The 24,622-nt window shown below is 67.2% G+C and carries 24 protein-coding genes; 11 read left to right on the plus strand and 13 right to left on the minus strand.

The annotated features are described in order from the left end of the window. Positions 1-48 precede the first annotated feature (48 nt). Both F3S47_RS17015 and F3S47_RS17020 read left to right on the plus strand, forming a co-directional pair. A complete protein-coding gene (locus F3S47_RS17015; RefSeq protein WP_150446512.1) occupies positions 49-444 on the plus strand; it encodes a hypothetical protein in 396 nt (131 codons plus the stop codon). Positions 445-608: 164 nt separating this feature from the next. Then, the gene (locus F3S47_RS17020) at positions 609-1,364 is read left to right on the plus strand and encodes a DNA repair protein (RefSeq protein WP_150446513.1); all 756 of its coding nucleotides are present in this window, start codon (positions 609-611) and stop codon (positions 1,362-1,364) included. A 13-nt stretch (positions 1,365-1,377) separates the two neighbouring features. Here the strand turns inward: F3S47_RS17020 and F3S47_RS17025 are convergent, their stop codons facing one another. Further along, positions 1,378-2,334, minus strand: a complete 957-nt coding sequence (locus F3S47_RS17025) for a LysR family transcriptional regulator (protein ID WP_150446514.1) — start codon at positions 2,332-2,334, stop codon at positions 1,378-1,380. A gap of 133 nt (positions 2,335-2,467) precedes the next feature. Here F3S47_RS17025 and F3S47_RS17030 point away from each other — a divergent pair, with 133 nt between their 5' ends. Together F3S47_RS17030 and F3S47_RS17035 are read left to right on the plus strand one after the other, a co-directional pair. Further along, positions 2,468-3,850 carry an aminotransferase gene (locus F3S47_RS17030; RefSeq protein ID WP_150446515.1) on the plus strand — a complete coding sequence of 461 codons (1,383 nt, stop codon included), beginning with the start codon at positions 2,468-2,470 and terminating at the stop codon, positions 3,848-3,850. 185 nt (positions 3,851-4,035) lie between these two features. Continuing rightward, positions 4,036-4,350: a hypothetical protein gene (locus F3S47_RS17035; RefSeq protein ID WP_150446516.1), complete on the plus strand. Its 315-nt coding sequence runs from the start codon at positions 4,036-4,038 to the stop codon at positions 4,348-4,350. A gap of 95 nt (positions 4,351-4,445) precedes the next feature. Here the strand turns inward: F3S47_RS17035 and F3S47_RS17040 are convergent, their stop codons facing one another. The 4 genes from F3S47_RS17040 to F3S47_RS17055 all read right to left on the minus strand — a co-directional run bounded on the left by F3S47_RS17040 (position 4,446) and on the right by F3S47_RS17055 (position 8,061). Then, positions 4,446-4,664 carry a DUF1127 domain-containing protein gene (locus F3S47_RS17040; protein WP_150446517.1) on the minus strand — a complete coding sequence of 73 codons (219 nt, stop codon included), beginning with the start codon at positions 4,662-4,664 and terminating at the stop codon, positions 4,446-4,448. Positions 4,665-4,904: 240 nt separating this feature from the next. Next, positions 4,905-5,468, minus strand: coding sequence for a polyhydroxyalkanoate synthesis repressor PhaR (gene phaR, locus F3S47_RS17045; protein ID WP_150446518.1), 564 nt, complete (start codon positions 5,466-5,468; stop codon positions 4,905-4,907). Positions 5,469-5,649: 181 nt separating this feature from the next. Continuing rightward, positions 5,650-6,102 (minus strand): phasin family protein, encoded by a 453-nt coding sequence (locus F3S47_RS17050; RefSeq protein ID WP_150446519.1) that lies wholly within the window; start codon positions 6,100-6,102, stop codon positions 5,650-5,652. Between the two features lie 165 nt (positions 6,103-6,267). After that, entirely contained in the window at positions 6,268-8,061 is a 1,794-nt protein-coding gene (locus F3S47_RS17055; RefSeq protein ID WP_150446520.1) for a PHA/PHB synthase family protein, read from the minus strand. 117 nt (positions 8,062-8,178) lie between these two features. Here F3S47_RS17055 and phaZ point away from each other — a divergent pair, with 117 nt between their 5' ends. The 4 genes from phaZ to clpX all read left to right on the plus strand — a co-directional run bounded on the left by phaZ (position 8,179) and on the right by clpX (position 12,242). After that, positions 8,179-9,435 (plus strand): polyhydroxyalkanoate depolymerase, encoded by a 1,257-nt coding sequence (gene phaZ, locus F3S47_RS17060; RefSeq protein ID WP_150446521.1) that lies wholly within the window; start codon positions 8,179-8,181, stop codon positions 9,433-9,435. Positions 9,436-9,537: 102 nt separating this feature from the next. Then, positions 9,538-10,137, plus strand: a complete 600-nt coding sequence (locus F3S47_RS17065; protein ID WP_150446522.1) for a LysE family translocator — start codon at positions 9,538-9,540, stop codon at positions 10,135-10,137. Positions 10,138-10,242: 105 nt separating this feature from the next. After that, positions 10,243-10,872 (plus strand): ATP-dependent Clp protease proteolytic subunit, encoded by a 630-nt coding sequence (locus tag F3S47_RS17070; RefSeq protein ID WP_150446523.1) that lies wholly within the window; start codon positions 10,243-10,245, stop codon positions 10,870-10,872. A gap of 107 nt (positions 10,873-10,979) precedes the next feature. Further along, positions 10,980-12,242: an ATP-dependent Clp protease ATP-binding subunit ClpX gene (clpX, locus tag F3S47_RS17075; protein ID WP_150446524.1), complete on the plus strand. Its 1,263-nt coding sequence runs from the start codon at positions 10,980-10,982 to the stop codon at positions 12,240-12,242. Positions 12,243-12,310: 68 nt separating this feature from the next. Here the strand turns inward: clpX and F3S47_RS17080 are convergent, their stop codons facing one another. After that, entirely contained in the window at positions 12,311-13,666 is a 1,356-nt protein-coding gene (locus F3S47_RS17080) for an enoyl-CoA hydratase/isomerase family protein (protein WP_150446525.1), read from the minus strand. A 140-nt stretch (positions 13,667-13,806) separates the two neighbouring features. Then, on the minus strand, positions 13,807-14,130 hold the full coding sequence (locus F3S47_RS17085; RefSeq protein ID WP_223877866.1) for an ArsR/SmtB family transcription factor: 324 nt from the start codon (positions 14,128-14,130) through the stop codon (positions 13,807-13,809). Positions 14,131-14,268: 138 nt separating this feature from the next. Here F3S47_RS17085 and F3S47_RS17090 point away from each other — a divergent pair, with 138 nt between their 5' ends. The 3 genes from F3S47_RS17090 to F3S47_RS17100 are packed head-to-tail and all read left to right on the plus strand — an operon-like array spanning position 14,269 to position 15,597. Next, positions 14,269-14,706: a YeeE/YedE family protein gene (locus tag F3S47_RS17090; protein WP_150446526.1), complete on the plus strand. Its 438-nt coding sequence runs from the start codon at positions 14,269-14,271 to the stop codon at positions 14,704-14,706. After that, entirely contained in the window at positions 14,706-15,137 is a 432-nt protein-coding gene (locus F3S47_RS17095) for a DUF6691 family protein (protein WP_150446527.1), read from the plus strand. The genes F3S47_RS17090 and F3S47_RS17095 overlap by 1 nt, the downstream gene beginning before the upstream one ends. A 34-nt stretch (positions 15,138-15,171) precedes the next feature. After that, positions 15,172-15,597: a protein tyrosine phosphatase family protein gene (locus tag F3S47_RS17100; protein WP_263406005.1), complete on the plus strand. Its 426-nt coding sequence runs from the start codon at positions 15,172-15,174 to the stop codon at positions 15,595-15,597. Positions 15,598-15,641: 44 nt separating this feature from the next. On the opposite strand, the gene F3S47_RS17105 is transcribed toward F3S47_RS17100, so the two are convergent. From F3S47_RS17105 to F3S47_RS17130, 6 genes are all read right to left on the minus strand, one after another. Next, the gene (locus F3S47_RS17105) at positions 15,642-16,724 is read right to left on the minus strand and encodes a FliM/FliN family flagellar motor switch protein (RefSeq protein WP_150446529.1); all 1,083 of its coding nucleotides are present in this window, start codon (positions 16,722-16,724) and stop codon (positions 15,642-15,644) included. A 67-nt stretch (positions 16,725-16,791) separates the two neighbouring features. After that, positions 16,792-19,470, minus strand: coding sequence for an ATP-binding protein (locus F3S47_RS17110; RefSeq protein ID WP_150446530.1), 2,679 nt, complete (start codon positions 19,468-19,470; stop codon positions 16,792-16,794). After that, positions 19,467-19,745 (minus strand): hypothetical protein, encoded by a 279-nt coding sequence (locus tag F3S47_RS17115; protein WP_150446531.1) that lies wholly within the window; start codon positions 19,743-19,745, stop codon positions 19,467-19,469. Before F3S47_RS17115 ends, F3S47_RS17110 begins: the two co-directional genes overlap by 4 nt. Next, the gene (locus F3S47_RS17120) at positions 19,742-20,110 is read right to left on the minus strand and encodes a response regulator transcription factor (protein WP_150446532.1); all 369 of its coding nucleotides are present in this window, start codon (positions 20,108-20,110) and stop codon (positions 19,742-19,744) included. Before F3S47_RS17120 ends, F3S47_RS17115 begins: the two co-directional genes overlap by 4 nt. Before the next feature lie 256 nt (positions 20,111-20,366). Further along, positions 20,367-21,668 (minus strand): SIR2 family NAD-dependent protein deacylase, encoded by a 1,302-nt coding sequence (locus F3S47_RS17125; protein WP_150446533.1) that lies wholly within the window; start codon positions 21,666-21,668, stop codon positions 20,367-20,369. A 497-nt stretch (positions 21,669-22,165) separates the two neighbouring features. Continuing rightward, on the minus strand, positions 22,166-24,460 hold the full coding sequence (locus F3S47_RS17130; protein ID WP_150446534.1) for an FdhF/YdeP family oxidoreductase: 2,295 nt from the start codon (positions 24,458-24,460) through the stop codon (positions 22,166-22,168). Positions 24,461-24,622 lie beyond the last annotated feature (162 nt).

Below are 24,622 nucleotides of genomic sequence, written 5' to 3' on the forward strand. Positions count from 1 at the left end.
GGCTCCGACGGGTAGGACGGTTAAGACCCGAGCAACGGCGGACAGACGATGGACGGATTTCTTCAGCCAGACCCCGTGATCCTGGCCTTCATCGCCGCCAAGCAGGGCATCTATCTGCTGTGCCTGCTGCCGCTGGCGCTGATCCGCAGCTTCGTGGCGAGCGGCGGCGCCCGCTGGGCCGCCATCGCCGCGCTCGTCCTCTGCCTGCTGGGCCTCGCCGCCCGCTACCTGCCGGAGGTCGTCGGCGCCTGGCAGGGCCCGCTCGTGGCCGCCGCCAGCTTCTGGCGCAACCTCGGCGGCGGGCTGGCGATGAACCTCGTGGCCTCCGCTGCCCTCATCCTGTCGGCCGTGCTGCCGGGACGCCGGTGGTGGGCGCTTGACGTTCTGCACGGCCTTCTGCTGGCCGGTCTTCTGGGCCTCTGGGGATACAGTCTCTGGTCCTGACCGAGGACTGTCCCCGGAATCGCAAGCTTCAAACGAAAAATTTACCCGACGTAAGCGGAAAAGCGCCCACTGAATGGGAACTCCGATGTATGATGGAGCATTAACCATGCACATCGGCAGCTTTCAGCCGATGCCTGCCCAGACTTGGAATGAGGGGAAAAGGCATGCTGCGCGGAATGATCGGCCTGGCACTACGCCTCGCGCATCTCGTCGCTGTCCTGATGATTCTCTTCGCAGGTCTCGCGGCACTGGCCTACACGATCGGCTCCGCGCTCGGATACACGCCCTGGCTGGCCCTCGAACTGCAGGTCGGGAACGTGGTCATGGCCGATGCCGGCATGTGGCTGCAGATCGCGGCCACCGCGCTGATCGTCTCGCTGCTCTTCTTCCTCCCCGCCTCCGGCCGCGTCCTCGCGCTGGAGCGTGGCCACCGCGACTTCCGCATCTCGATGGAGGACGTCGCCCGGGCCTATCACTACTGCCACCACGCCGACCGTCGCGGCGTCTTCACCATGTCTTCCGAGTTCGACCAGGTGCGTGAGCGCATCTCCTTCCTCCGCGACCACCCCGACCTGCAGCAGCTGGAGCCGCAGGTCATGGAAGTCGCGGCGCAGATGAGCCAGCAGTCCCGCGAACTGGCCGAGGTCTATTCCGACGACAAGGTGCGCCGCGCCAAGGAATTCCTCGCCCAGCGCCAGGAAGAGGCCGAGACCCAGCAGGCCCGGATCGTCGAGGCGCTCCACGCCTGCACCGAGATCCGCAAGTGGCGCCAGCAGGTCGAGGTCGAGGAGAGCATCGTCGCCTCCCAGCTCGAACAACTGCAGGAGCAACTGGACCGCTGCCTGCCCGACCTGGGCCTCATGGTTGGCCGTCCCGCGGACAACGTGACGCCCCTTCAGGCCAAGACCGCCGCCGAGTGACGCGCCGGAGCGCCTAGGGCAGCACCAGCGTGTCCGAGAGCCACGGCGTTTCCCGCACCATCGGCTCGACCACCAGCTCACTCATCAGTGATCGCAGCCGCCCCGCCATCTCGGCCGGGCGGTCTCCCAGCATTCCGCGCCGCGCCGTGAGCGTGATGCGGCGCGACAGCGGGCGTCCCGGCAGAGGCAGGATCTCCACGCTCTGACGGAAGCGATGCGCGTGGTTCCAGCCGAGCGGCGTCAGGATCGTCCATCCCGCCCCGCGCGCCACCATCGCCAGGATCGCGTGGTAGCTGTCGAGCTCGAACCGCTGGGAGAATGTCAGGTTCTGCCGGGCCAGGTGCGCCGCCAGCGTCCGGCCCAGGTGATGCCGGGTCGTGTACTGGATGTGCGGCAGCTCCCTCAGCAGGCGCAGCGAGGGGCGTCCCTCGGCAAAGCCCTTCGGCGCCGCGATGACGAAGGGCTCGTCGAGCAGCGGATGCACCTCGTGCCACTCCGCCTCGGGGCCCATCTCCGTCGCCACGATCACGTCGAGCGCCCGCGCCTCCAGCTGGTCGTAGAGCCGATGCGACGCGCCGGTCTCCAGCAGGAAGCGCGTACTGCTCAGGGCCTCGGCCATGTCCGACAGCAGGCGCGGCGTCACCTCGGCGTCGAAGTCCTCGATCATGCCGAGCCGCAGCCGGCTGAGGGGTGCGTCGCCGCCGAGTTCCGCCCGTGCCTGGTCGGCCTCTCCGAGGATCGCGTTCGCGCGCCGCAGGAACGTCTCTCCCTGCGGCGTCAGCGTGACCGGCCGCTCGGCCCGATTGAGCAGAACCGCCCCGAGATCCCGCTCCAGGTTGGTGAGCTGCTGCGAGACGGTCGCGGCCGAGGTGTCGAGCCGGCGCGCAGCGGCAGAGAGCGAGGCCTCCTCCGCCGTCGCGACGAAGACCTCGAGCTCCCACAAGGTGATCCGGCCCTGCCGCTGCGCCATCCGTCTGCCCCCGTCGCGAAGGCCACTCCCCCGCGCGGGAAGGCTAGGCGGATCGGCCCCGCGCCGCAACGCGCCGATGGGCGATTGAAGCCTCCTCGCGCCCGCCATAGGCTCCGCGAAAACGAGGTGCCCAATGCCGAACGAGACCGCCAATTCCTGGGAGTCGCGCGCTGCCGCCAGCTCCTTCTACGGGTTCACCGACCTGCCCACCGTCGCCGAACGCGGGACGGTCGTGGTCTCCGGCGGGCACGGTCCCTATGTCACCGACGTCCACGGGCGCGACTACCTCGACGCGAATTCGGGCCTCTGGAACATGGTGGCGGGCTTCGATCATCCGGGCCTGACCCGCGCCGCGCAGGAGCAGTACGAGCGCCTGCCCGGCTACCATGCCTTCTTCGGGCGCATGTCGGACAGGACCGTGGAGCTCTCCGAGAAGCTCATCGAGGTCTCGCCCTACGAGAGCGGGCGGGTCTTCTACACCAACTCCGGGTCGGAGGCGAACGACACGCTCGTCAAGATGCTCTGGTTCCTCAACGCGCAGGAAGGCCGTCCCGAGCGCCGCAAGATCCTCACCCGGATCAACGGCTACCACGGCGTCACCGTCGCCTCCGCCTCGATGACCGGCAAGCCCTACAACTCCGTCTTCGGCCTGCCGCTGCCCGGCTTCGTCCACCTCTCCTGCCCGCACTACTGGCGCGAGGGACGCCCGGGCGAGAGCGAGGCGGACTACGTCGCGCGGCTCGCCCAGGAGCTCGAGGAGGTCATCGCCCGCGAGGGGGCCGAGACCATCGCCGCCTTCGTCGCCGAGCCCGTCATGGGCGCGGGCGGCTGCATCGTCCCGCCCGAGGGCTACTTCGACGCGATCCTGCCGATCCTGCGGGCGCACGACATCGCCGTGGTCTCGGACGAGGTCATCTGCGGCTTCGGCCGGACCGGCGCGCGCTGGGGCTGCGAGGGCTACGGCTTCACGCCCGACGCCATCATCTCGTCGAAGAACCTGACCGCCGGCTATTTCCCCATGGGCGCGGTGATCCTCGGCCCCGAAATGGCCGACCGCCTGCACCGCGCCTCGGAGGCGATCGAGGAGTTCCCGCACGGCTTCACAGCCTCGGGCCACCCCGTGGGCTGCGCCGTGGCGCTCAAGGCGATCGAGGTCATTCTCGACGGCGCCGACGGTGAGCCGCCGCTCATCGACAACGTCCGCCACCTCATCCCGGCCTTCGAGGCAGGCCTCGCCCGGCTGGCCGAGCACCCGCACATCGGCGAATGGCGCGGCCGCGGGCTGATGGGCGCGCTGGAGGCCGTGGCCGACAAGGCGGAGAAGCGTCCCTTCCCCGGTCACCTCTCGGTCAGCGAGCGCATCGCCAATGCCTGCACCGACGCGGGCCTGATCTGTCGCCCGCTTGGCCAGTCGGTCGTCCTCTGCCCGCCCTTCATCATGACCGACGCGCAGATGCAGGAGATGTTCGACAAGCTCGAAGGCGCGCTCGACCGGGTCTTCAGCGACGTCGCCTGAGCCTGTCCCCGGAGCGCCCATCCAGGCGCTCCGACACGGTGATATCGCCTAGCGGCTCCCGGCCCCGCCGCCACGCGGCCGCTGATATTGTCTGTCCGAGCCCTCATGCGCCTTGTCTGTCCTGCAACCGCATGACCGGCCGGCGCTTCATCCGTCCCGGTCATCCCGACGAGACGGACAACCAGATGATCTTTCTGCCAGAGACCAGAACCGGGGCCCTGATCGGCCTCTCCTCGCTCGCCCCCATGAGCATCGGCTTCTTCGCCATCACCAGCCAGTTCGGCCCGGCCGCCGGCATCGCGTCCCTGCTGCTCTACGGCGTGGGCATGCCGATCCCGGTGATGTTCGGCGTGGCGCTGGCGCTCTACGAGGCCGCGCCGCTCCCCTTGCTCCAGACCGTGCTGGTCAACGCGCCGGCCGCGGCCGTCGCGGCGGTGACCCTCCGGGCGCTGCTCGGCACCGGACCTCGCGGCAGCCGGAGCGGCAATCGCCCCGCCTGAAACAAGAAAGGCGCCAGTCGACCTGCTGTCGCGACTGACGCCTTTCCTAGTCCCGGGCCAGGGAGGGGAACCCGGGAGTCTTTGGCCGGTGCGGCTCAGATGCCCCGAGCGGCGCGTTCGGCGATGTAGGGAATGTCGTAGCGGCTGAAGCCGAGGTCCGCGAGGTCGCGGTCCGAGCACTGGCTCAGCTCACGGTAGGTCTGCGCGTAGATCGCCCGGCGGGCGGACCAGTCGGTGTAGGCGGCGCGGACGCGCGCCCAGAGGCCGGTGCCGGCGGGCGCATTGGCGAGCGTGGTGTTGGTCGTAGCGGTCATGTTCATCTCCGTTCGGAACGTTCGTATCTCTACTGTTGACCGAGAGATGGGACGTATCGCGCCGGATGAGTAGATCCGCTTCGGGATGCCCGGGTTGCGCACTGTGCAACGCGACCAAGGGGAAAGTTAATGCAGGCCTGCCACGGCCTTGGACCTAGGAGTGCCTCGGGCGAACGAGGTTCGCCCAAGCAGGCGCATCAGACTCCGTGGAAGGCCACCGGGACGCCTGCCCGGCTCGGCCTACTTCGACATCTTGGCGAGCTTTTTCTGCAGCTCGGCCAGTTCCTTCTTGATGTCGTCGAGGTCCTCCTCCTTTTCGCCGGAGGCGGCGGGAGAACCCTCTGGCATGGGGCCAGAGCTCCCGACCATGCCGCCCGTCATGGCCTTCATGAAGGCCTCCTGCTGCGCGCGCATGGCGTCGAAGCCGGGCATTCGCGCCATCGGGTTCATGGCGCCCATGTTCTCCATCATCTTCGACTGGCCCTCGCGCAGCATCTCGAAGCTGGAGGCGAGGAACTGCGGCACCACGGACATCGACTGCGTGGTGTAGCTGCGCACGAGGTCGTTCAGCACGGCGACCGGCAGCATGTTCTCGCCCCGGCTTTCGTGTTCGGCAATGATCTGGAGAAGGTACTGCCGGGTGAGGTCGTCGCCGGATTTGAGGTCGACGATCTGCACATCCCGGCCGTCGCGGATGAACCCCGCGATATCTTCCAGCGTCACGTAGTCCGAGGTCTCGGTATTGTAGAGACGGCGGCTCGCGTAGCGCTTGATGAGAAGCGGCTTGTCGGTGCTTTCGGCCAACCTGGTCCCTCCCGAAGACGCGGCGGTGCAGAAGAAGCGTAGTCCGCCGCCAATAGGCTGACAACACCCATGTCACGCGTGGGAAAGCAGAAAAGCGAAAGGGGCGGAACCTTTCGGTCCCGCCCCTCGCTCCGGGTCTCGCGCCAGGGAGGAGGGCGCGTCGATCCGGAAACCGTTCGATTTACTTAGCGGTCGCGGCCTTCTTGGTGGCCGAGGTCATGTCCTCGGTCGCCTTCTTGGCGGCGGCGGTCATGTCTTCGGTCATGTCCTTGCCGGCGGCCAGCATGAGTTCCATGGTCTCGGTCTGGACCTTCTTGGCGATCTCGGCATAGGCGGCCATGTGCTCGGCGGCGGCTTCGGCCTGCATCGAGGCGAAGTCGGTCATCGCCTTGGCGTAGTCGGCGGGCTCCGACTTGGCCTTGGTCATGTCGGTCATCTTGCCGAGCGTATCCTGCATCCACTTCGCGGAGAGGTCGGTGGACTGCTTGGCGGCGTCGAGGGAGACCGCGGAGAGCTTCTCGGCCAGCGTGGTCTGGGTCTTGAAGGCCTCTTCCATGGCCTTCGTGTCCACGGGGAAGGCACCCATCATGTCCTTCATCATCGTGGTGAGGTCTTGCGTCTTGGCAGTGGCCATTGGTCAAATCCCTTCTGATTTGGCAGTGCTGCGTCTGCACAGGAATATGCATGCTGCGTCGCAGCATTTCAAGGTTTTTTCTGCATTGCAGCAAAAATTGTCGCCGGGGAAGCCAAAGGCCTGTTAACCCTGCAAAATCAGGACCTCGCGGTCAGGCGCCTGGCCTCAGGCGGCCGGTTTGGCGATCACGTAGGTGCCCGGCGCCGGGGCGATCGGCTCGTGTTCGGCATCGCCCGGCTCGCGCGCCGGGACCGTCTTGCCGGACCTCGGCCGCAGCCAGTCGTCCCACCGCGGCCACCAGGATCCGTCATGCCGCTCGGCCACTTCGCGCCACTCCTCGGGCGGCAGGCTCAGGTCGTCGTGGATGTAGTGGCCGTACTTCTTCTTGGAGGGCGGGTTGATGATCCCGGCGATATGGCCGCTCTCGCTCAGGATGAAGGTCTTGTCCTTCGAGCCCATCCTGCCGACCCCGCGGTAGGAGCTCTTCCAGGCCGCGATGTGGTCGGATTCGCAGGCCACCGCGCAGATCGGGACGGTCACGTCGCCGATCTGCACCGTCTCGCCCGCCACCTCGAAGCCGGTGGTCGCGAACCTGTCCTGCTGGCAGAGCCCGCGCAGGTACTCGACCGCCATGGTCGCCGGCAGGTTGGTGCCGTCGCCGTTCCAGTAGAGCAGGTCGAAGGCCGGGGGCGCCTCGCCCATCATGTAGGTCTTCACCGCCGGCCGGTAGATCAGGTCGTTCGACCTCAGGAAGCTGAAGGTCCGGCTCATGTAGAAGCTGTCGAGGTAGCCCTCTTCCTCGACCTCCTTCTCGATGCCGTCGACGAAATCGTCGTCGAGGAAGACGCCGACCTCCCCCTGGTCCGAGAAATCGGTCAGCGTGGTAAAGAAGGTCGCCGAGTTCACGCTCGTGTCGCCGCGCTTCTTCATCACGCCCAGCGTCAAAGACAGCGTCGTTCCCGCGATGCAGTAGCCCACCGCGTTGATCTTCTTCGTCCCGCAGATCGCCTTCACCTCGCGCATCGCCGCGAGGAAGCCGTCCTCGACGTAGTCGGTCATCGAGATGTCGCGGTAGCCCGCGTCCGGGTTCACCCATGAGACGACGAAGACGGTATAGCCCTGGTCCACAAGCCACTTGATGAGGCTGTTCTTCTCCTTGAGGTCGAGGATGTAGAACTTGTTGATCCACGGCGGGTAGATCACGAGCGGGATCTCCATCACCTCCTCGGTCGTGGGCGCATACTGGATCAGCTCGAAAAGGTGATTGCGGTAGACGACCTCCCCCGGCGTCGTGGCGAGGTTCTCGCCCACCTTGAAGGCATCGCGGTCGGCAAGCGTCACGACCAGCTCGCCGTCGTTGCGCTCAAGATCCGCGACGAGGTTCTCGAGGCCCTTCACGAGGCTCTCGCCGTCCGTCTCCACCGCCCGCGCCAGCGCCTCGGGGTTGGTGCCGAGGAAATTGGCCGGGCTGAACATGTCGACGATCTGGCGCGAGAAATATTCCAGCCGCCGTTTGTCGCGCGGCTCCAGCCCCTCGATGTTCTGGACTGCCGTGTCGACGGCCTCCGAGTTCAGCAGGTATTGCTGCTTGATGAAGTTGTAGAAGGGATGACTTTCCCAGAGCTCGTCCGAGAACCGTCGGTCGCTCGGCCCCGCGTCCTCCGGTGCCTTCAGCTGGCCCGAGGCGAGCGCCTGCTGGGCCTCGGCGTAGTGTTTCAGCGTCTTGCCCCAGTAGCCCACCTGGTGCTCGATGATCTTGGCGGGATTCGTCATCATTTCAGTCATGTAGGCGGCGGCCGCCTTCATGTAGAGGTCCTGGCTCGGGGCCTGCAGGGAGGGCGGTACGCTGCGCTTGCCCGAGAAGGTGTTCACCAGCCGCTGGCTCAGCTCCTCGATGCGGGCGATGTTGCGCTCCAGCCGGGTCAGAGCCGTGACGTCTTCGGAACTTTCAGTTGTCATCCCTCTGTCTCCCCCCTACTTTGCACCTGCAGCATCCGCTGGATCAGCGGTGCGCGGTTGTTGTGACCATACGTGTGCGCAGGGGGACGCGCCAACCCCGGCAAGAGGTGTCCGCCCATGAAATACATGTTGACCTACGACCTCATGGAGGCGGCGAGGAACACGAACCAGTGGCTCGGCGCCACCGCGCAGGCCATCGGCAGCTACCCCGCCGTCGCGATGAATCCGGCCATGGGCCTGCTGCGCGCATGGGGCGAGGTGACGGAACGGTCCTTCGCCCGGATGATCGCCAAGCCCGACTGGGGCATCCCCTCCTTCGCGGGTCCCGACGGCCGGGATCACGTCGTCAGCGTCGAGACGCTCGTCTCCAAGCCTTTTGGCGACCTGCTGCACTTCTCCGTCGCCGGGCGCGAGCCCAAGGCGCGGCGCATCCTGCTCGTCGCGCCCATGTCGGGGCACTATGCCACGCTCCTGCGCAAGACCGTGGTCAGCCTGCTGCCCGACGCCGAGGTCTTCATCACCGACTGGAAGAACGCCCGCGACATTCCCGTCAGCGCCGGCAAGTTCGACGTCGAGGACTATACGCTCCACGTGGTCGAGTTCATGCGCCACCTGGGCGACGACCTGCACGTCGTCGCCGTCTGCCAGCCCGCGCCGCTGGTGCTGGCCGCGACCGCCTATCTCGCCGAGGAAGAGCCCGAGGCGCAGCCGCGCTCGCTCACGCTCATCGGCGGTCCCATCGATCCCGACGCCAATGCCACCGACGTCACCGACTTCGGGCACTCCGTCACCATGGGCCAGCTCGAGGAGACGATGATCCAGCGGGTCGGCTTCAAGTACGCGGGCGTCGGCCGGATGGTCTACCCGGGCCTGCTGCAGCTCGCCTCGTTCATCTCCATGAACGCCTCGACCCACACCCAGGCCTTCACCAACCAGATCTTCGCGGTGGCCAAGGGAGAGGGCAGCGACCACGACCGGCACAACGTCTTCTACGACGAGTACCTCGCCGTCATGGACATGCCGGCCGAGTTCTACCTCTCGACGGTCGAGCGCATCTTCAAGGGCCGCGAGATCATCCGGAACGTCTTCGAGGTCGCCGGCCGGCGGGTGAATTTCGACAAGATCACGACCGTCGCGGTGAAGACCGTCGAGGGCGAGGAAGATGACATCTCCGCCCCCGGCCAGTGCGCCGCCGCGCTCGATCTGCTCACCGGCCTGCCCGAGAGCAAGAAGGCCTGGCACGTCGAGCCCGGGGCCGGTCACTACGGCATCTTCGCCGGCCGCTCCTGGCGCAACAACATCCGGCCTTTGGTGCTCGACTTCATCGACGCCAATGCCGAGGCCCCCGCCAACCGCGCCGTCGCGGCGGAGTGATCCGCCCGGCGCGGCCCGCGCCCCCTGTATAGCTCCTATGACTTGCGCTCGCCCTCTCGGCGGAGCGAGATGCGCGGGCGCTTTCCCCGCGAGACCCGCCCGATGACCCCTGCCCTGCTCCTCGCCCTGACGGGCTTCGCCCTCTCCGGCTCGATCACGCCGGGGCCGAACAACGTCATGTTGATGGCATCGGGCGCGAACTTCGGTCTGCGCCGGACGCTGCCCCATATCGGGGGGATCATCGTCGGCATGATGGTCCTCGTCGGCCTCTCCGGCCTGGGCCTCGGCGTGGTGCTGGAGCGCTTTCCGATCCTCGACCAGGTCCTCAAGGCGGCAGCGATCGCCTTCCTGGTCTGGCTCGCCTTCAAGATCGCCACCGCCGCCCCGCGGATCGAGGACCGGGAAACCGGCCGGCCGCTGACCTTCCTGCAGGCCGCCGCCTTCCAGTGGGTCAACCCCAAGGCCTGGGCCATGGCGCTCTCGGCGACGGCGGCCTACCTGCCCGACCGGACCCCCGCCTCGGTGGCGGTGGCGGTGCTGGTCTTCGGCGCGGTCTCCCTGCCCTCCACCGGTCTCTGGACGGCGCTCGGCACCCAGATGCGCCGCGTCCTCGACCGCCCTTCGCGCCTGCGCGCCTTCAACGTGGTGATGGCGGGGCTCCTCCTGCTGTCGCTCTGGCCGATCCTGCAGCACGGCAGCTGACCCTCTTCCGCGCTGGGGTCTCCTTGAACCCGCCCGGACGCACCACTAAGACTCCTGCAAGGCGTATTCCGATAAGACGTGACCACTCCAAAAGAGGCAGGCCCGATGCACGACCCCCTTGAGACCTACATGAACCTCGTCCCGATGGTCGTCGAACAGACGAGCCGCGGCGAACGGGCCTACGACATCTTCTCGCGCCTCCTGAAAGAGCGCATCATCTTCGTGAACGGCCCCGTCCACGACGGGATGGCCTCGCTCGTGGTGGCGCAGCTGCTCCACCTCGAGGCCGAGAACCCGAAGAAGGAAATCTCGATGTACATCAACAGCCCCGGCGGCGTGGTGACATCGGGCCTCTCGATCTACGACACCATGCAGTACGTGAAGCCGCCGGTTTCCACGCTGGTGATCGGCCAGGCGGCCTCCATGGGTTCGCTCCTGCTGACCGCCGGCGCCAAGGACCTGCGCTTCTCCCTGCCCAACAGCCGGATCATGGTCCACCAGCCCTCGGGCGGCTACCAGGGCCAGGCGACGGACATCATGATCCACGCCGAGGAGACGCTGAAGCTCAAGCGGCGCCTCAACGAGATCTACGTCAAGCACACCGGTCAGACCCTCAAGAAGGTCGAACAGGCGCTCGAGCGGGACAACTTCATGTCCCCCGAAGAGGCCAAGGACTGGGGCCTGATCGACGAGATCGTCGAAAGCCGCATCAAGCCGGGCGACACCGAAGCGTGACCCGGCGGCGTCTTCACGACGCCCAATTTCGCGTTGTCCTCCCTGTCGCGCCGCCCTAGGGTGTCGAGACGGGGTCGACGACCGACAAACGCCAAGGGATACACGAGATGGCGAACGCGTCAGGCAGCGACGGAAAGAACACCCTCTACTGCAGCTTCTGCGGCAAGAGCCAGCACGAGGTCCGCAAGCTCATCGCGGGCCCGACGGTGTTCATCTGCGACGAATGCGTCGAGCTCTGCATGGACATCATCCGGGAAGAGACGAAATCTTCCGGGCTCAAGTCCTCCGACGGCGTGCCCACGCCCAAGGAGATTTCCGAGGTGCTGGACGACTACGTCATCGGCCAGATGCATGCCAAGCGCGTGCTCGCCGTGGCGGTCCACAACCACTACAAGCGCCTCAACCACGCCGGCAAGACGGACATCGAGCTCGCGAAGTCGAACATCCTGCTGATCGGCCCCACCGGCTGCGGCAAGACGCTGCTCGCGCAGACGCTGGCCCGGATACTCGACGTGCCCTTCACCATGGCCGACGCCACGACTCTGACCGAGGCGGGCTATGTCGGCGAGGACGTCGAGAACATCATCCTGAAGCTTCTTCAGGCCAGCGAGTACAACGTCGAGCGGGCGCAGCGCGGCATCGTCTACATCGACGAGGTCGACAAGATCACCCGCAAGTCGGACAACCCGTCCATCACCCGCGACGTTTCCGGCGAGGGTGTGCAGCAGGCCCTGCTCAAGATCATGGAGGGCACCGTCGCCTCCGTGCCGCCGCAGGGCGGGCGCAAGCATCCGCAGCAGGAGTTCCTGCAGGTCGACACGACCAACATCCTCTTCATCTGCGGCGGCGCCTTCGCGGGCCTAGACAAGATCATCAGCCAGCGCGGCAAGGGCTCCGCAATGGGCTTCGGCGCCGACGTCCGTGACGTCGACGAGCGCGGCGTGGGCGAGGTCTTCTCGGACCTCGAGCCCGAGGACCTGCTGAAGTTCGGCCTGATCCCCGAGTTCGTCGGCCGTCTTCCCGTCATCGCCACGCTCGAGGACCTCGACGAGGACGCTCTGGTCACCATCCTGACCCAGCCGAAGAACGCCCTGGTCAAGCAGTACCAGCGCCTGTTCGAGCTCGAGGATACGACGCTGACCTTCACCGACGACGCGCTCAAGGCGATCGCCCAGCGGGCCATCGCGCGCAAGACCGGCGCACGCGGCCTCCGCTCGATCATGGAAGACATCCTGCTCGACACGATGTTCGACCTGCCGGGCCTGGACGATGTGGACGAGGTGGTCGTCAACGAAGAGGCCGTCGGCCCCGATGCCTCGCCGCTCATGATCTACGCCGAGGACCGCAAGGAATCCGCCAGCGCAGGCTGAGCAGCCCTCGCGACATCGCAAATGAACCAGACGCCCCGCGCCCGCCGCGGGGCGTTTCTCGTTCCGGGTCAGGCCAGGGCGCGTTCCGTGAGCCGGGCCTCGTCGAAGCCGCCCGCGTATTTGACCGCCTCTTCAAGCAGCCGCGGCACCTCCCAGAGCGAGGACTCCGCCGCCCAGCCGGTCATCTCGCGCTTGAGCTTGAGCAGGCCCATGGCCTGCGCGCCGTGCATCGGCCCGCCCTTGTGGCGCGGGAATTCGAGCCCGTAGACCGCGAGGACATCCACGTCGGCGGCCCGGTCGACGCGTCCGGTCTCAACGAGGCGCGCGCCTTCGGCCATGAGAACCGCCAGGATCTTCCGCATGATCTGCGCCCCCTCCGGGCCTGCGCCGCCCTCGCCCCCGCCGAAGGCCGTGGCGGCGAAACCGTAGTCGACCATCGCCCGGTCGATCTGCGCCGTAGGCGTTCCCGCCTGGGTCAGCGTCGAAACCGCCTGCCCCATGACGTGGCGCAGGCGGCCCACGATCTCGGCCCCCTCGGGCTCGGCAATCGTGCGCCGGCCCTCGATGCTGGTAAGCAGGCGCGCCGAGATCCGACGTTCCGCCCGGAACATATGCGCGAGCGCCGCGGCGTGAGGATCGGCCCGGCTTTCCTCCCGCGCCGCCTGCTCGAAGGCGAGACCGGCGTCGAAGGGCAAGAGCTGCGCGGCCTCGATGCAGTCGACGATGAGGCCCGGGGCGCGCGTGGGCGGCGACCCCAGTGCCGCCCGCGCCTCGGCCACGGCGTCGGAATAGGCGATGCCGTCGGACATGGCATCGCGCCGCGCGCGCACCGGCCGGGGCGGCTTGCCGCCCTCGATCAGCGAGCCCGCGAACGTATGGGTGCCCGTTGGCAGGTGCCCGACCACGACACCGTCGATCAGGCCCGCGCTCCGCGCTGCCTCCGCCGTCAGCGGCCGCCCCGACAGCAGCATGGAGATCGCCGCCTCGGCCCCCACGAGCCGCGGCAGGCGCTGCGTGACGCCCCCTCCGGCGACGAGGCCGAGGTGGACCTCGGGAAACCCGATGCGGGCATCGGGCTCTGCCAGACGGTAGTGCGCGGCCAGCGCGAGTGCCGCACCGCCGCCCAGGGCATGGCCGTGGATCGCCGCGACGACCGGTTTCGGACAGTCCTCGATCCTGCGGCAGAGCTCGCCCAGCGTCGGGGCACCCGGCCCGTCGCCCCCCTCGCGGATGTCGGGTCCGGCCGAGAACCCCTCGCCTTCGGCGACAATGATCGCGGCGTGGACGCGCTCGTCGGCGGTGAGCTGGCCGAACACCTCCCACAGCCGGCGACGCATCTCGGGCGTCAGCGGATTGGTCGGCGGCGCCGCAAGGGTGACGATCGCCACCCTCTCGCGGACGCGGTACTTCACGGTGTCATTCATCCCGGTCCTCCGAGCCCCCCGGCGGAGTTGCGCACATTAGGACCGGCCGGGAGGCGTCGCGCAAGGGCAGCATGTCCCTGCGGCAGGCAGTCAGGCCCGAAATTTCGGGGGACGAGGCCCCCAGGCCTCATTTCTGTGCCTCAGCCGACGGCGTCCTCGGCGCAGAAGACCTCGTAGAGACGCTCCAGCACCGGTGTGACCCTGGGGTCCGAGAGGCGATACCGGATGACCCGCCCCTCGCGCTCGGTGGTGACGAGCCCCTCGCTGCGCAGCCGCGCCAGCTGGCCCGAGACGTAGGACTGGCTGGCGCCGAGCACATCCTCGAGCTCGCCCACGCTCCGCTCACGCGGCACGAGCGCGCAGAGGAGGCGCAGACGGGCCGGATTGGACAGGGCCCGCAGGAGCGTCGCCGCCTCGTCCGCGTTCCGCGCCATGACCTCGTCGGAAATGATGATGTCGTCCATAGGGGCCCGTTTCCTCGCAGCGCCGATACATTTTAATCTTGAAATGTTTCTGGGCTCGAATATATGCGCCATCGAACATGTTTTCCAGTCCGGCCCCCTGACGGCCGGGAAAACCCAGAAAAAAGGGCAGACCACGACATGACCGAGACGATCACCCCCTGGCTCTGGGGGTTTGCTGGCGGAGGGCTGATCGGCCTCGCCGCTGCGACCTACCTTTTGCTGAACGGCCGCATCATGGGCGCCTCCGGCATCGTCGGCGGGCTCGTCGACGGCTCGGCCCGCGGCGATGACGCGACCGAACGCTGGTTCTTCCTCGCGGGCCTTCTCGGCGTGCCGGCCGTGCTGGCGTTCCTCGCAGGCGGCGCGGACACCCACGCTACCTCGAACCTCGCCGTCCTCGCGGCGGGCGGCCTCCTCGTGGGGCTCGGGACGCGGATCGCCAATGGCTGCACCAGCGGCCACGGCGTCTGCGGCATCTCGCGACTCTCTCTCCGGGGCATCGTCGCCACGGTCTTCTACATCGGCGCGGGCGGGCTCACCGTGGTCCTCTTCCGCCACCTCCTGGGAGTGATCTGATGCGCAGGCTCGTTGCATTGCTCGCCGGCGGCATCTTCGGCGCCGGTCTCCTGATCTCGGGCATGACCGACACCCGCAAGGTGCAGGGCTGGCTCGACATCTTCGGCGACTGGGATCCCACGCTGGCCTTCGTCATGGGCGGCGCGATCCTTCCCATGGCGGTCGCCTGGCAACTGACCCGGGGCCGACGGCCCGCCTTCGCGAAGGCCTTCCCGCCTCCGCCCGAGCCGCGCCTGGGCCGCCAGCTGGTGCTGGGCTCCACGCTCTTCGGCATGGGCTGGGGTCTGACCGGTCTCTGCCCGGGCCCGGCCGTGGCCTCTCTAAGCTTCGGCGGGACCGAGGGACTCGTCTTCGCGGGCGCGCTGCTTCTGGGCATGCGTCTCGCTCCGTCGGCGCGGCGGCGGCTGGACGCCCTTCCGCTCCCGGCCTAACCTGCCGCGCAACACCGGGAAGAAGGACAGGGACGTGAAGCCCATTACCGAGACATACGCGGTCAGCCCGCAGATCAGCCCCGACGACATCGCCGGGATCAAGGCTGCGGGCTACACCACAGTCATATGCAACCGGCCCGACGCCGAGGTGCCCCCCGGCCAGCAGGCCGCCGACCTGCGCGCGGCGGCCGAGGCGGCGGGTCTGACCTTCGTCGAGAACCCCTTCTCCCATGCCGCGTTCGGCATGGAACTGGTGGACCGCCAGATGGAGGCGCTCGAAGCCGCCGAGGGCCCTGTCTTCGCCTATTGCGCCTCCGGCAACCGCTGCACGGTGCTCTGGGCGCTGGGGCAGGTCCGCGAGGGGGCCGTCTCGCCCGACGAGGCCATCGGCACCGCGGCGCAGCAGGGATACGACCTCTCCGGCCTCAGGCCGCAGCTCGAGGCCGTCGCCCCGGCCTGATCGACAATCCTCCGGGGAGCGACCCACGGGCCGCTCCCCGGCACTCACTCCGCCGCATCCCCGGCGTCCTCGTCGAACGAGAAATCCCCGACGCTCATCTCTCCCGGCTCGAAGTCGCCCCCGGGGTCGGCGTCGCCGTCCAGCGACATCGCAGGCAACTCTTCCTCACCCGGTGGGTCACCCGGCGGCTCCCAAGCCGCCTCAACGTCCCCGGTCTCCATTGCACCCGGAAGGGAGAGCCCCGGCTCCGCGTCTTCCAGTTCCGGCGGCGGGGGAGTCTCCACCCGCACGGCCTTCAGCCCGCTCACACGGCCCAGCCGTCCGCGCGCCGCCAGGCGCCCGCCAGGCCCCTCCAGCCGGACCGAGGAGACCGTCACGCCCTCCAGCGGAAGCAGCGCCCCTTGTCGGAGCGCGGCGAGCCGCTCGTAGGAGATCGGCATCCGGTGCAGAACCGCCGTCAGAGCCGCCGGGGCGCCCAGCACCGCCTCTTCCATGCGGTCGGACCATCCGCCCTCGTCCTCCTCGTTGGGCTCACCGCGCTCCGGAGGAAGCGCGAGCGTCAGGTGCCCCTCGCGCTCCGCCACGCCGAGGTCCACGGTCAGGCGCACTGTGCGGTAGCTCCCTTCGGCCAGCCGCAGACCGACGGCGCGCGGGCTCTCCATCCGCGCACCGGCGCGCAGGCCCTCCGTCCAGCCCGCCAGCGCGGTCGGTGCGGCTGCCACCAGCAGCTCGCCGAGGATCGCATCGATGACCGGCCGCGCCAGCGCCGCGTCCGCGACCGAAACGGGCCTTTCCGGAGCCGGGGAGGCCGAGAGCCGGCCCATCGTCTGCGCCTCCACCAGCGCCGCGCGCAACTCGCCGTCGATGGCGGCAATGCCGTCCAGCCCCGCCGGACCGTCAAGGCAGAGGATCAGCTCCGCCCCCGTCCGGTCGGCAACGAGGCTGTCGAGATCCAGCACCTCCTCGCTCACCGCGCCGACCGAGACCTCGACCCCCGCGACCGACTCCACGGCGCGGGCCACCGCCAGGCGCAGCGCGCGCGCCGGAGTGACGGCCCCGACGGGACCGCCCCCTTCCCCCGCACGCGCCATGCGGGCGAGCACCGTTCTGATGTCCTGATCGGTCATGCCAGCCGTCGGTCCCACCGGTTGACCGGAGACTAGGCGCCCGGACTTACCAGAAGGTTTAGCCCGCTCACTCCGCCGCCAGCGCCCGCGCCTCGGGGAGGGTCACCCGGAAGGCCGCGCCGCCCTGCCCCGGCTGGTAGCTGATCGCTCCGCCGAGCCGCTCCATGATCTCGCGGCAGATGGCGAGACCCAGCCCCGCGCCGCCCGCCTTGCCGTCGTCGCCGAGGCGCGAGAACTTCTCGAAGATCACCTCGCGGCTTTCCAGCGCGATGCCCTCGCCGTTGTCGATCACGTCGACCACGTCGCGGCCGCCGATCCGCCGCACCTCGATCCGCAGCTCAGGGTCCTCCGCGCCGCAATACTTCCGCGCGTTGGTGATCAGGTTGATGAAGACCTGGGCCAACCGGTCGAGATCGGTCTCCAGCAGCACGGCCTCGCTCGCCCGGTCCCGCCGGATCCGCATGGTTTCGCCGACACCCGCCGCCGAAATCGCGCGGTCCAGCAGGTCCGAGAGCATCCCCTCCTGCCGGTTGAGCGTCACGTTGCCGTTCTCCAGCACCGAGAGGTCCAGCAAGTCATCGAGGAGCCGGGTCAGCCGCACCGCCTCGTCGTGGATGATCCCGGCGAATTTCTCCTGGCCCGCCGCGTCCATCTCCCCGTCGCGCAGGATCTCCGAGAAGGCGCGGATCGAGGTCATGGGCGTGCGCAACTCGTGACTGATTTGGCTGAGAAAGGCGTCCTTCTGGATCGAGAGCTGGGTGAGCTTGGCATTGGCCTCGCGCAGGGCGCGGGCCGTGCGCTCCTGCTCCCGGCTCTTGAGCTCCAGCTTGTGGGAATACTCCATGATCTGCGCGGTCTCGTCGGCCACGGCGATCAGGTCCTCCACCGAGACCGTCACGCCCTCCGTGATCTGCCCGATCATCGCATGGGCCGTCGCCGCGCCGACCGAGCCCGCCAGCTCGCGCTCGATGAAGTCCACGAAATCCGGCGTCACGTCCGGCAGGTAGCCGGTCTTGCCCTGCCGCCGGGCCTCGGAAGAGAAGATCGTCTGCGCCTCGACCGGCCCGAGGATCCGCTGCGCCATGATCAGCAGGTCCTCCGCACCCGCCGCCTGCCGCGACCATGTCCGGGGGCCGGCGGAATGCTCGAAGACGTTGACGATCTGCGCGCCCTGCAGCCGCTCCAGCGGCGTCGGGAAGCTCACCACGGAGACCATGAAGAAGACGAAGGTATTGAGCAGCATCGACCACAGAAGCGTATGCACCACCGGGTCGAGCCCCTCGATCCCGAAGAGCGCATAGGGTCGCAGCCATTCCATCCCCCAGGGCCCCTCCGCCAGGACCCGCGCGGAGATCACCCCGCTCTCGCCGAAGCTGGGCAGGAAGAGCGTCCAGGCCCAGAGCCCGAACCCCGCGATCAGCCCCGTCGCCGCCCCGCGCCGCGTCGCGCCCCGCCAGAAGATGCCGCCCAGCATCGCGGGCAGGATCTGCACCACCCCGCAGAAGGAGATGAGCCCGATGGCCGCCAGCGCCCCGCCCCCCGACAGCCGGAAGTACAGATACCCCAGCGCCAGCACGCCCACGATCGAGGCCCGGCGCGAGGTCAGCACCACCGAGCGCACGTCGCCCGAGACCATCGCCCCCTCCGACCGGGTCGAGAGCCAGGCCGGCACCACGATGTGGTTCGACACCATGGTCGCCAGCGCGATGGTCGCCACGATGACCATGGAGGTCGCCGAGGAGAGCCCGCCCAGGAACGACAGCATCGCCAGCGACTCCCGCCCCTGGCTCAGCGGCAGCGTCAGCACGAAGAGGTCGGGGTTCGCCCCCTCGGGCAGCAGGTCGAGCCCCACCACCGCGATCGGCACGACGAAGAGGCTCATGAGCATGAGGTAGAGCGGGAAGGCCCAGCTCGCGGTCCCGAGGTGCCGCTCGTCCGAGTTCTCCACCACCAGCACCTGGAACATCCGCGGCAGGCAGAGCAGCGCCGCGGCGGAGAGGAACGTGAGCCCCGCCCAGCGGCCGCCGGGCTGGTCCCACTCCGAGATCGGCGAGGCGTCGATCTGCGCCAGCATCGGCCCGATGCCCCCCGCCAGCTGCCACACGACGAAGACGCCCACCGCCAGCAGCGCCCCGAGCTTGACCACCGCCTCCACGGCGATCGCCATGACGATGCCGTGGTGCCGCTCGTTCGCGTCGAGGTTCCGCGTCCCGAAGAGGATGGTGAAGACGGCGAGCCCCGCCGCCACCCAGAGCCCCGCGCCCCAGAGCTCGGCCTCGCCCCACTGCCGGCCCGCCGCCTCGGCGAAGACCGAGAAGGACAGCGTCACCGACTGCAGCTGCAGCGCGATGTAGGGCGTGGTCCCGATCACCGCGATCAGCGTGACGATCACGCCGAGCTGCGTGGACTTGCCGTAGCGCGAGGAGATGAGGTCGGCGATCGAGGTGATCCGCTGGCTCCGGCCGATCCGCACCAGCTTGCGCAGGATCCACCACCAGCCGACCATGACGATAGTGGGGCCGAGGTAGATCGTCAGGTACTCCAGGCCCGAGCGCGCGGCGTAGCCCACCGCGCCGTAGAAGGTCCAGGCGGTGCAGTAGATCGACAGCGACAGCGTGTAGATCGCCGAGGAGCGCAGCCAGCTGTCGTGGCCCGAGGCCGCCCGCCGCTCCGCGAGGAAGGCCACGGCGAAGAGGAAGGCGACGTAGCCCAGGGCCACGGCGACCAGCAGGTTGAAGGAGATCACCGCCCCTCCTCCGGGCGCTCCGCCTCTCCGGTCTCGTCCGCCTGCGGCCGGACCAGCCGCGAGAGCACGGCGGCCACGGCGATCAGCACCGCCCAGAGGCCGAAGAGGTAGACCAGCACGCCCGCGGTCGAGGCGCCCTCCGAGCCGGAGTTCAGCAGCGGCAGCAGGATCAGCACCGCGCCGAAGAGCGGCAGCATCCGCGCGGCGTCCCGCAGGCGCCGGCGGCGGAACGAGGCCGAGGCGAGGAAGATGCTCTGCCCCGTGGGCCCTCTCATGCCTCGCTGAGCTCCCGGACCTGGGTCAGCACCTCGGCGTTCGAGAAGGGCTTGGTCATGAAATGCGTGACCCCCAGCCGCTCGGCGAGCTCGCGGTCCTTGGTCTGCCCCCGCGCGGTGAGCATCAGGACGGGCAGCCCCGAGAGCCCCTCCGTCTGGCGCAGCTCCTGCAGGATGTCGAAGCCCGAGCGCCCCGGCAGCATGACGTCGAGGATCACCACGTCGGGCGGATGGGCCTTGAGCTTGTCCATGGCCGTGGCGCCGTCGGCGTGCGTGTGCACGGTCCAGCCGTCGCGGCTCAGGATGAAGCTGATGGCCTCGATGATGTTCGGCTCGTCCTCGATGACGAGCACGCGCTTGCCCATCCCCAACCTCCCCCTGGGTCTGGCCGGTGGGAGCGTGCCCCGCCGGATGAGGATGTTATCGGGCCAAGTGAGGGGGGATGTCAAAGTGGTTGGGTGTCAGTGATCCAGAGGCAAGCCCGAGTATGACCGGCAACCGACCGAGCAGCCTCCAGATTAGAGATTATGCAAGCTTCGAGGCTGTCTATGCTACACACCCATGTTCCAGCTCTGAGGAGGCCGATATCGATCCAAGTCACCATCCAAATACGGCCCGTTTTCAGCCAAGAGACACGATCCTCTTCGCATCAGGATCGTCTGATTTTTCAAGAATGAAATCTCGTATCATGCTACGATTCGATGCGCGCACATTCTTCCAACCAGCTTCCCAACGCTTGTACGCATGCCATGAGTAACCTAACTGCTTTTGCTTGCTCATATGCTCCATAGAGAATTTGACAACTTGAAGATAAGGCGCCTCAAGAGAGCGCTCTCGAATTTCAATCAATGCGCCAACATTTACCAGCCATGCTGCAAGATGCTCGTATTGCTCCCAAGCACCCGACTCACCACATAGCCCCTTCTTTCTTTCCAAAATGTCCCCAAACATTCTCACGACGTCTCTGCTCTCCAGGCTAATCCCCTGAGCGCCTAGAGCAGATACAATTTCCGAGAAAGAGTCTTCCATCTTAAGGAAGCTATTTTTAAACATCTTATCGTCGTGCAATACTTTATTTAGACTCCTGATCGATCTATCTAGGACCATTTCCGCCCTCGGAAGTTGTCGATTAAGCTCCCCAAAGAATTCCTCGACCTCAGTATTGTCAATGACCCTGATACCGTAGCAAGCTGAATAGTAATCTCGGAGAGGCTGATCAATTTGGCTACGTGAGACAAAGAAGATACTGCTACCAACGAAATGCTCTCGCATGAAGCCGCTATGGTCGCTAAGAATAGTCTTCAAGTTTGTATCGCCCAAAGAATAACCTAGTACAACGACAGTGTTCTCGTGAAGCACCGTGCTCAACTTCCTCGAGAAATACGTCTCTGATGTCATGAAGTTGAAATAGTCATCTGCCGTAATAACCATGCGAGGCGGATGGTCAATAGATCCGTGAACATGAAAAACCTTCACTCGGCTGTTGGACTTCGGTACAGGCATACCGGGCCCGAGCGATTGGCAATCAGAACCTACAAGTTGCTCGGACAGCTTATCGTAGTTCGTGGTTACAATACGAAAACTTCTTTCCGAGAAAAACTCAGACACACTATCTGGTATTTCGGTTGGTTCGATTTCCCCAATTTCCTCCGAGACGATCTCGTGAATATCCTTAGACTGACCCAGAAGATCCACTCCAATTATCTGAGCAGCTTCTTCAAGCTGAAGTGGATTCGGACTATCTTCAGGAAACAATGAATCTTTCAGATCTGGATTTTGAACGTGGTTGTCACATACTGATTCGAGGAGTTCTTGCCAGCCGGGGACTTCGCCTTTCGTTAGCGCCTTTGAAAAACCGGTACCCGTAAAGAGGCAGAGTCGTTTCGAAGCCGCCGCATATGCAATCTCAAAATATTCACTCACTCTTCCGGTTCCCTTCACCGTACCCCAAACTGATGCACATACCAAAGTGCAATTTGCGCAGGCTACAGAAGACCATGCAGGCAGACAAGCTTTCCTAAGGTTCTGCAGCTGACCTCAATGCCGAGCTCCGCCATCACCTGTATAGATCTGAGAGAAGCCTCAATCCAAGAGAGATGATCGCCCCACGTGAGGAAAACGATCTCACTATTGCCGTCGCCTGACTCGACAGTAGAGAGGCCTCGAAATGCCATGGCCTGGTGTGTGACCCCCTCTCGTCCATAGCTATTGAGAAGTTCAGAACTCGTCTCAGATGATCCTCGTTAAATGGTTAACAAAAACCTTGTTAACCACGATTCCCCATCTATCCCAACGACTTACCACCCTGTCCAACCTTGGACAGCCTCGGGACCCCACCCCGGCGAGGAGGGAGGGCTCTCTCCGGGCGGGTCACTCCCGGCGGGGCCGGGTCCGGGGGCGGAGGCTCCGGCCGCCCGCTCTCACCTCCGCAGGACGACCGGCGTGCCCTTGTAGGCCGGCGTCCCCGACCGGGTCTCGCAGTAGTCCACCGGCACCAGCGGGTTCAGCTCCGGGTAGTACCCGGCCACGCAGCCCGCCGGCAGGTCGAAGGGCGTCACCGCCAGCCCCCGCACGACCCGCTCCACCCCGTCCTCGACCGCGCAGGCCAGGTCCACCCGCTGCCCCTCCGAGAGCCCCCGCCGCGCCATCTCGTCGGGGTTGATCAGCACCACGTCCCGCGCCCCCGACAGTCCCCGCAGCCGGTCCTCGTAGCCGTAGATCGTCGTGTTGAACTGGTCGTTCGACCGCAGCGTGACCAGCGTCATCTGCCCCTCCCCCGGCCGCGCCCCCAGCGCGCTGATCCCCGAGGGCGCCGTGAACCAGGCCCGCCCGCCCTCGGTCTGCCAGTCCCGCTCCCGCGCCGGGTTGCCCCGGTAGAAGCCCCCCGGCTCGAACATCCGCGCGTTGAAGTCCCGGAAGTCCCCCGGGTAGACCGCCTCGATCAGGTCCCGCACCAGCCCGTAGTCCCCCGTCCAGTCGTCCCAGGCGAGCTTCGGGTTCGGCTCCAGCACCGCCTTCGCCAGCCCGCCCACGATCGCCACCTCCGACAGCAGGTGCTCCGAGGCCGGTGTCGCCGCGCCGACCGACCCGTGGATGTGACTGAGCGAGTCCTCGATGGTCACCGCCTGCCGCCCCGTCGCCTGCATGTCCTCGTCCAGCCGCCCCAGGCAGGGCAGGATGTAGGAGGCCCTGCCCGGCGTGAGGTGCGACCGGTTCAGCTTGGTCGCGATGTAGACCGTGAGGTCCAGCGCCCCCCAGGCCCCCTCCATCCGCGCGCTGTCCGGCAGCGCCCGCACGAGGTTGCCGCCCAGGAGGATCATCGCCTTCGCCCGCCCCTCCAGGATCGCCTGCGAGGCATGGACCGCGTTCATCCCCTCCTCGCGCGGGCAGGTGATGCCGAAGAGCTCCTCCAGCTTGTCCAGCGGCACGAGCCCGGGCTTCTCCGCGACGCCCACCGTCCGCTGCCCCTGCACGTTGGAGTGTCCCCGCACCGGGCTGATCCCCGCCCCCGACCGGCCGATGTTGCCCCGCAGGAGCAGCAGGTTCACCAGCATCCCGAGGTTGTCGAAGCCGCCCACGTGCTGCGTCAGCCCCATGCCGTAGATCGCGATGACCTTCTTCGCGCCGAGGTAGACCTCCGCCGCCGTGGTGATCATCTCGCGGTCGAGGCCCGAGGCCTCCTCGATGTCCTCCCAGCTCATGGCCGAGACGGTCGCCGCCATCTCCTCGAACCCCGCCGTCTCCGCGTCGATGAAGTCCTGGTCCAGTACGGTTCCGGGCGCCTCGGCCTCGGCCTCCAGGACCAGCTTGATCATCCCGGCCAGGACCGCCACGTCGCCGCCGGGACGGACCTGGAAGTAGTGCTCCGAGATCCGGGTCCCCGACCCCGTCGCCATGGCGGAGAGGTGCTGCGGGTCAACGAACTCGACCAGCCCCCGCTCGCGCACCGGGTTGAAGGTCACGATCCGGCAGCCCCGGTCCACCGCGTTCTTCAGCGTCCGCATGAACCGCGGGCTGTTCGTCCCGGTGTTCTGCCCGAAGAACAGGATGGCGTCGCAGTCCTCGAAGTCCGGCAGGACGCAGGTGCCCACCGGCGATCCGATGAGCTGCTTGAGGCCGACGCTCGTCGTCTCGTGGCACATGTTGGAGGACTGCGGCAGGTTGTTGTGCCCGTAGGCCCGGGCAAAGAGCTGGTAGAGAAAGGCCGCCTCGAGGCCCGCATGGCCGGAGGAGTAGAAGACGGAGTCCGCCGGGTCTATCGACTTAAGCTCGGCCCCGATCCCGGCGAAGGCCTCCTCCCAGGACACGGCGACGTAGGTATCGCTTTCGGGATCGTACCGCATGGGATGGGTCAGCCGCCCGAGCTGCTCGAGGTCGTGGTCGGGCCAGCTGCGGAGCTCCTCCAGGCTGTGCGCTGCGAGGACCTCCGGGGTGCAACGCGCCCGGGTCAGTTCCCAGATCGTCGCCTTGGCGCCGTTCTCGCAGAATTCGACGGTCTCGTGGTTGGCGGGCTTCGCCCAGGCGCAGCCGGTACACATCACGCCCCCGGGCTTGTTCTGCCGCCAGAGCGCCTTGAGGGCGTCGCTCGAGACCTGCGTGTGGCGGGCGACCGAGGCGATGCCCTTTAGCGACCCCCAGCCGCCTGCCGGAGCGTCGTATCGCGGGACCTGCGGGTCCGGTTGGCCGGGGCGGTGGGTCGGATCGTCCTGGGACATGTGTCGGCTCCCTGGTCTCTGGGGCGGCACCGGAACCGGCGCGCTACCCGAACACCTAGCCCGCACCGGGTCCGCGCACAGAAACGGGCCCGCAACTCATGAGCCCGGCTCATCACCGTTTGCGGGGCCGACGTCTCGCTTGCGCCTTTCCCGGCTGGTAGG

Origin of the sequence: Histidinibacterium aquaticum (assembly GCF_008710275.1) — a bacterium.
In the GTDB taxonomy this organism is placed as follows: Bacteria; Pseudomonadota; Alphaproteobacteria; order Rhodobacterales; family Rhodobacteraceae; genus Oceanicola; species Oceanicola aquaticus.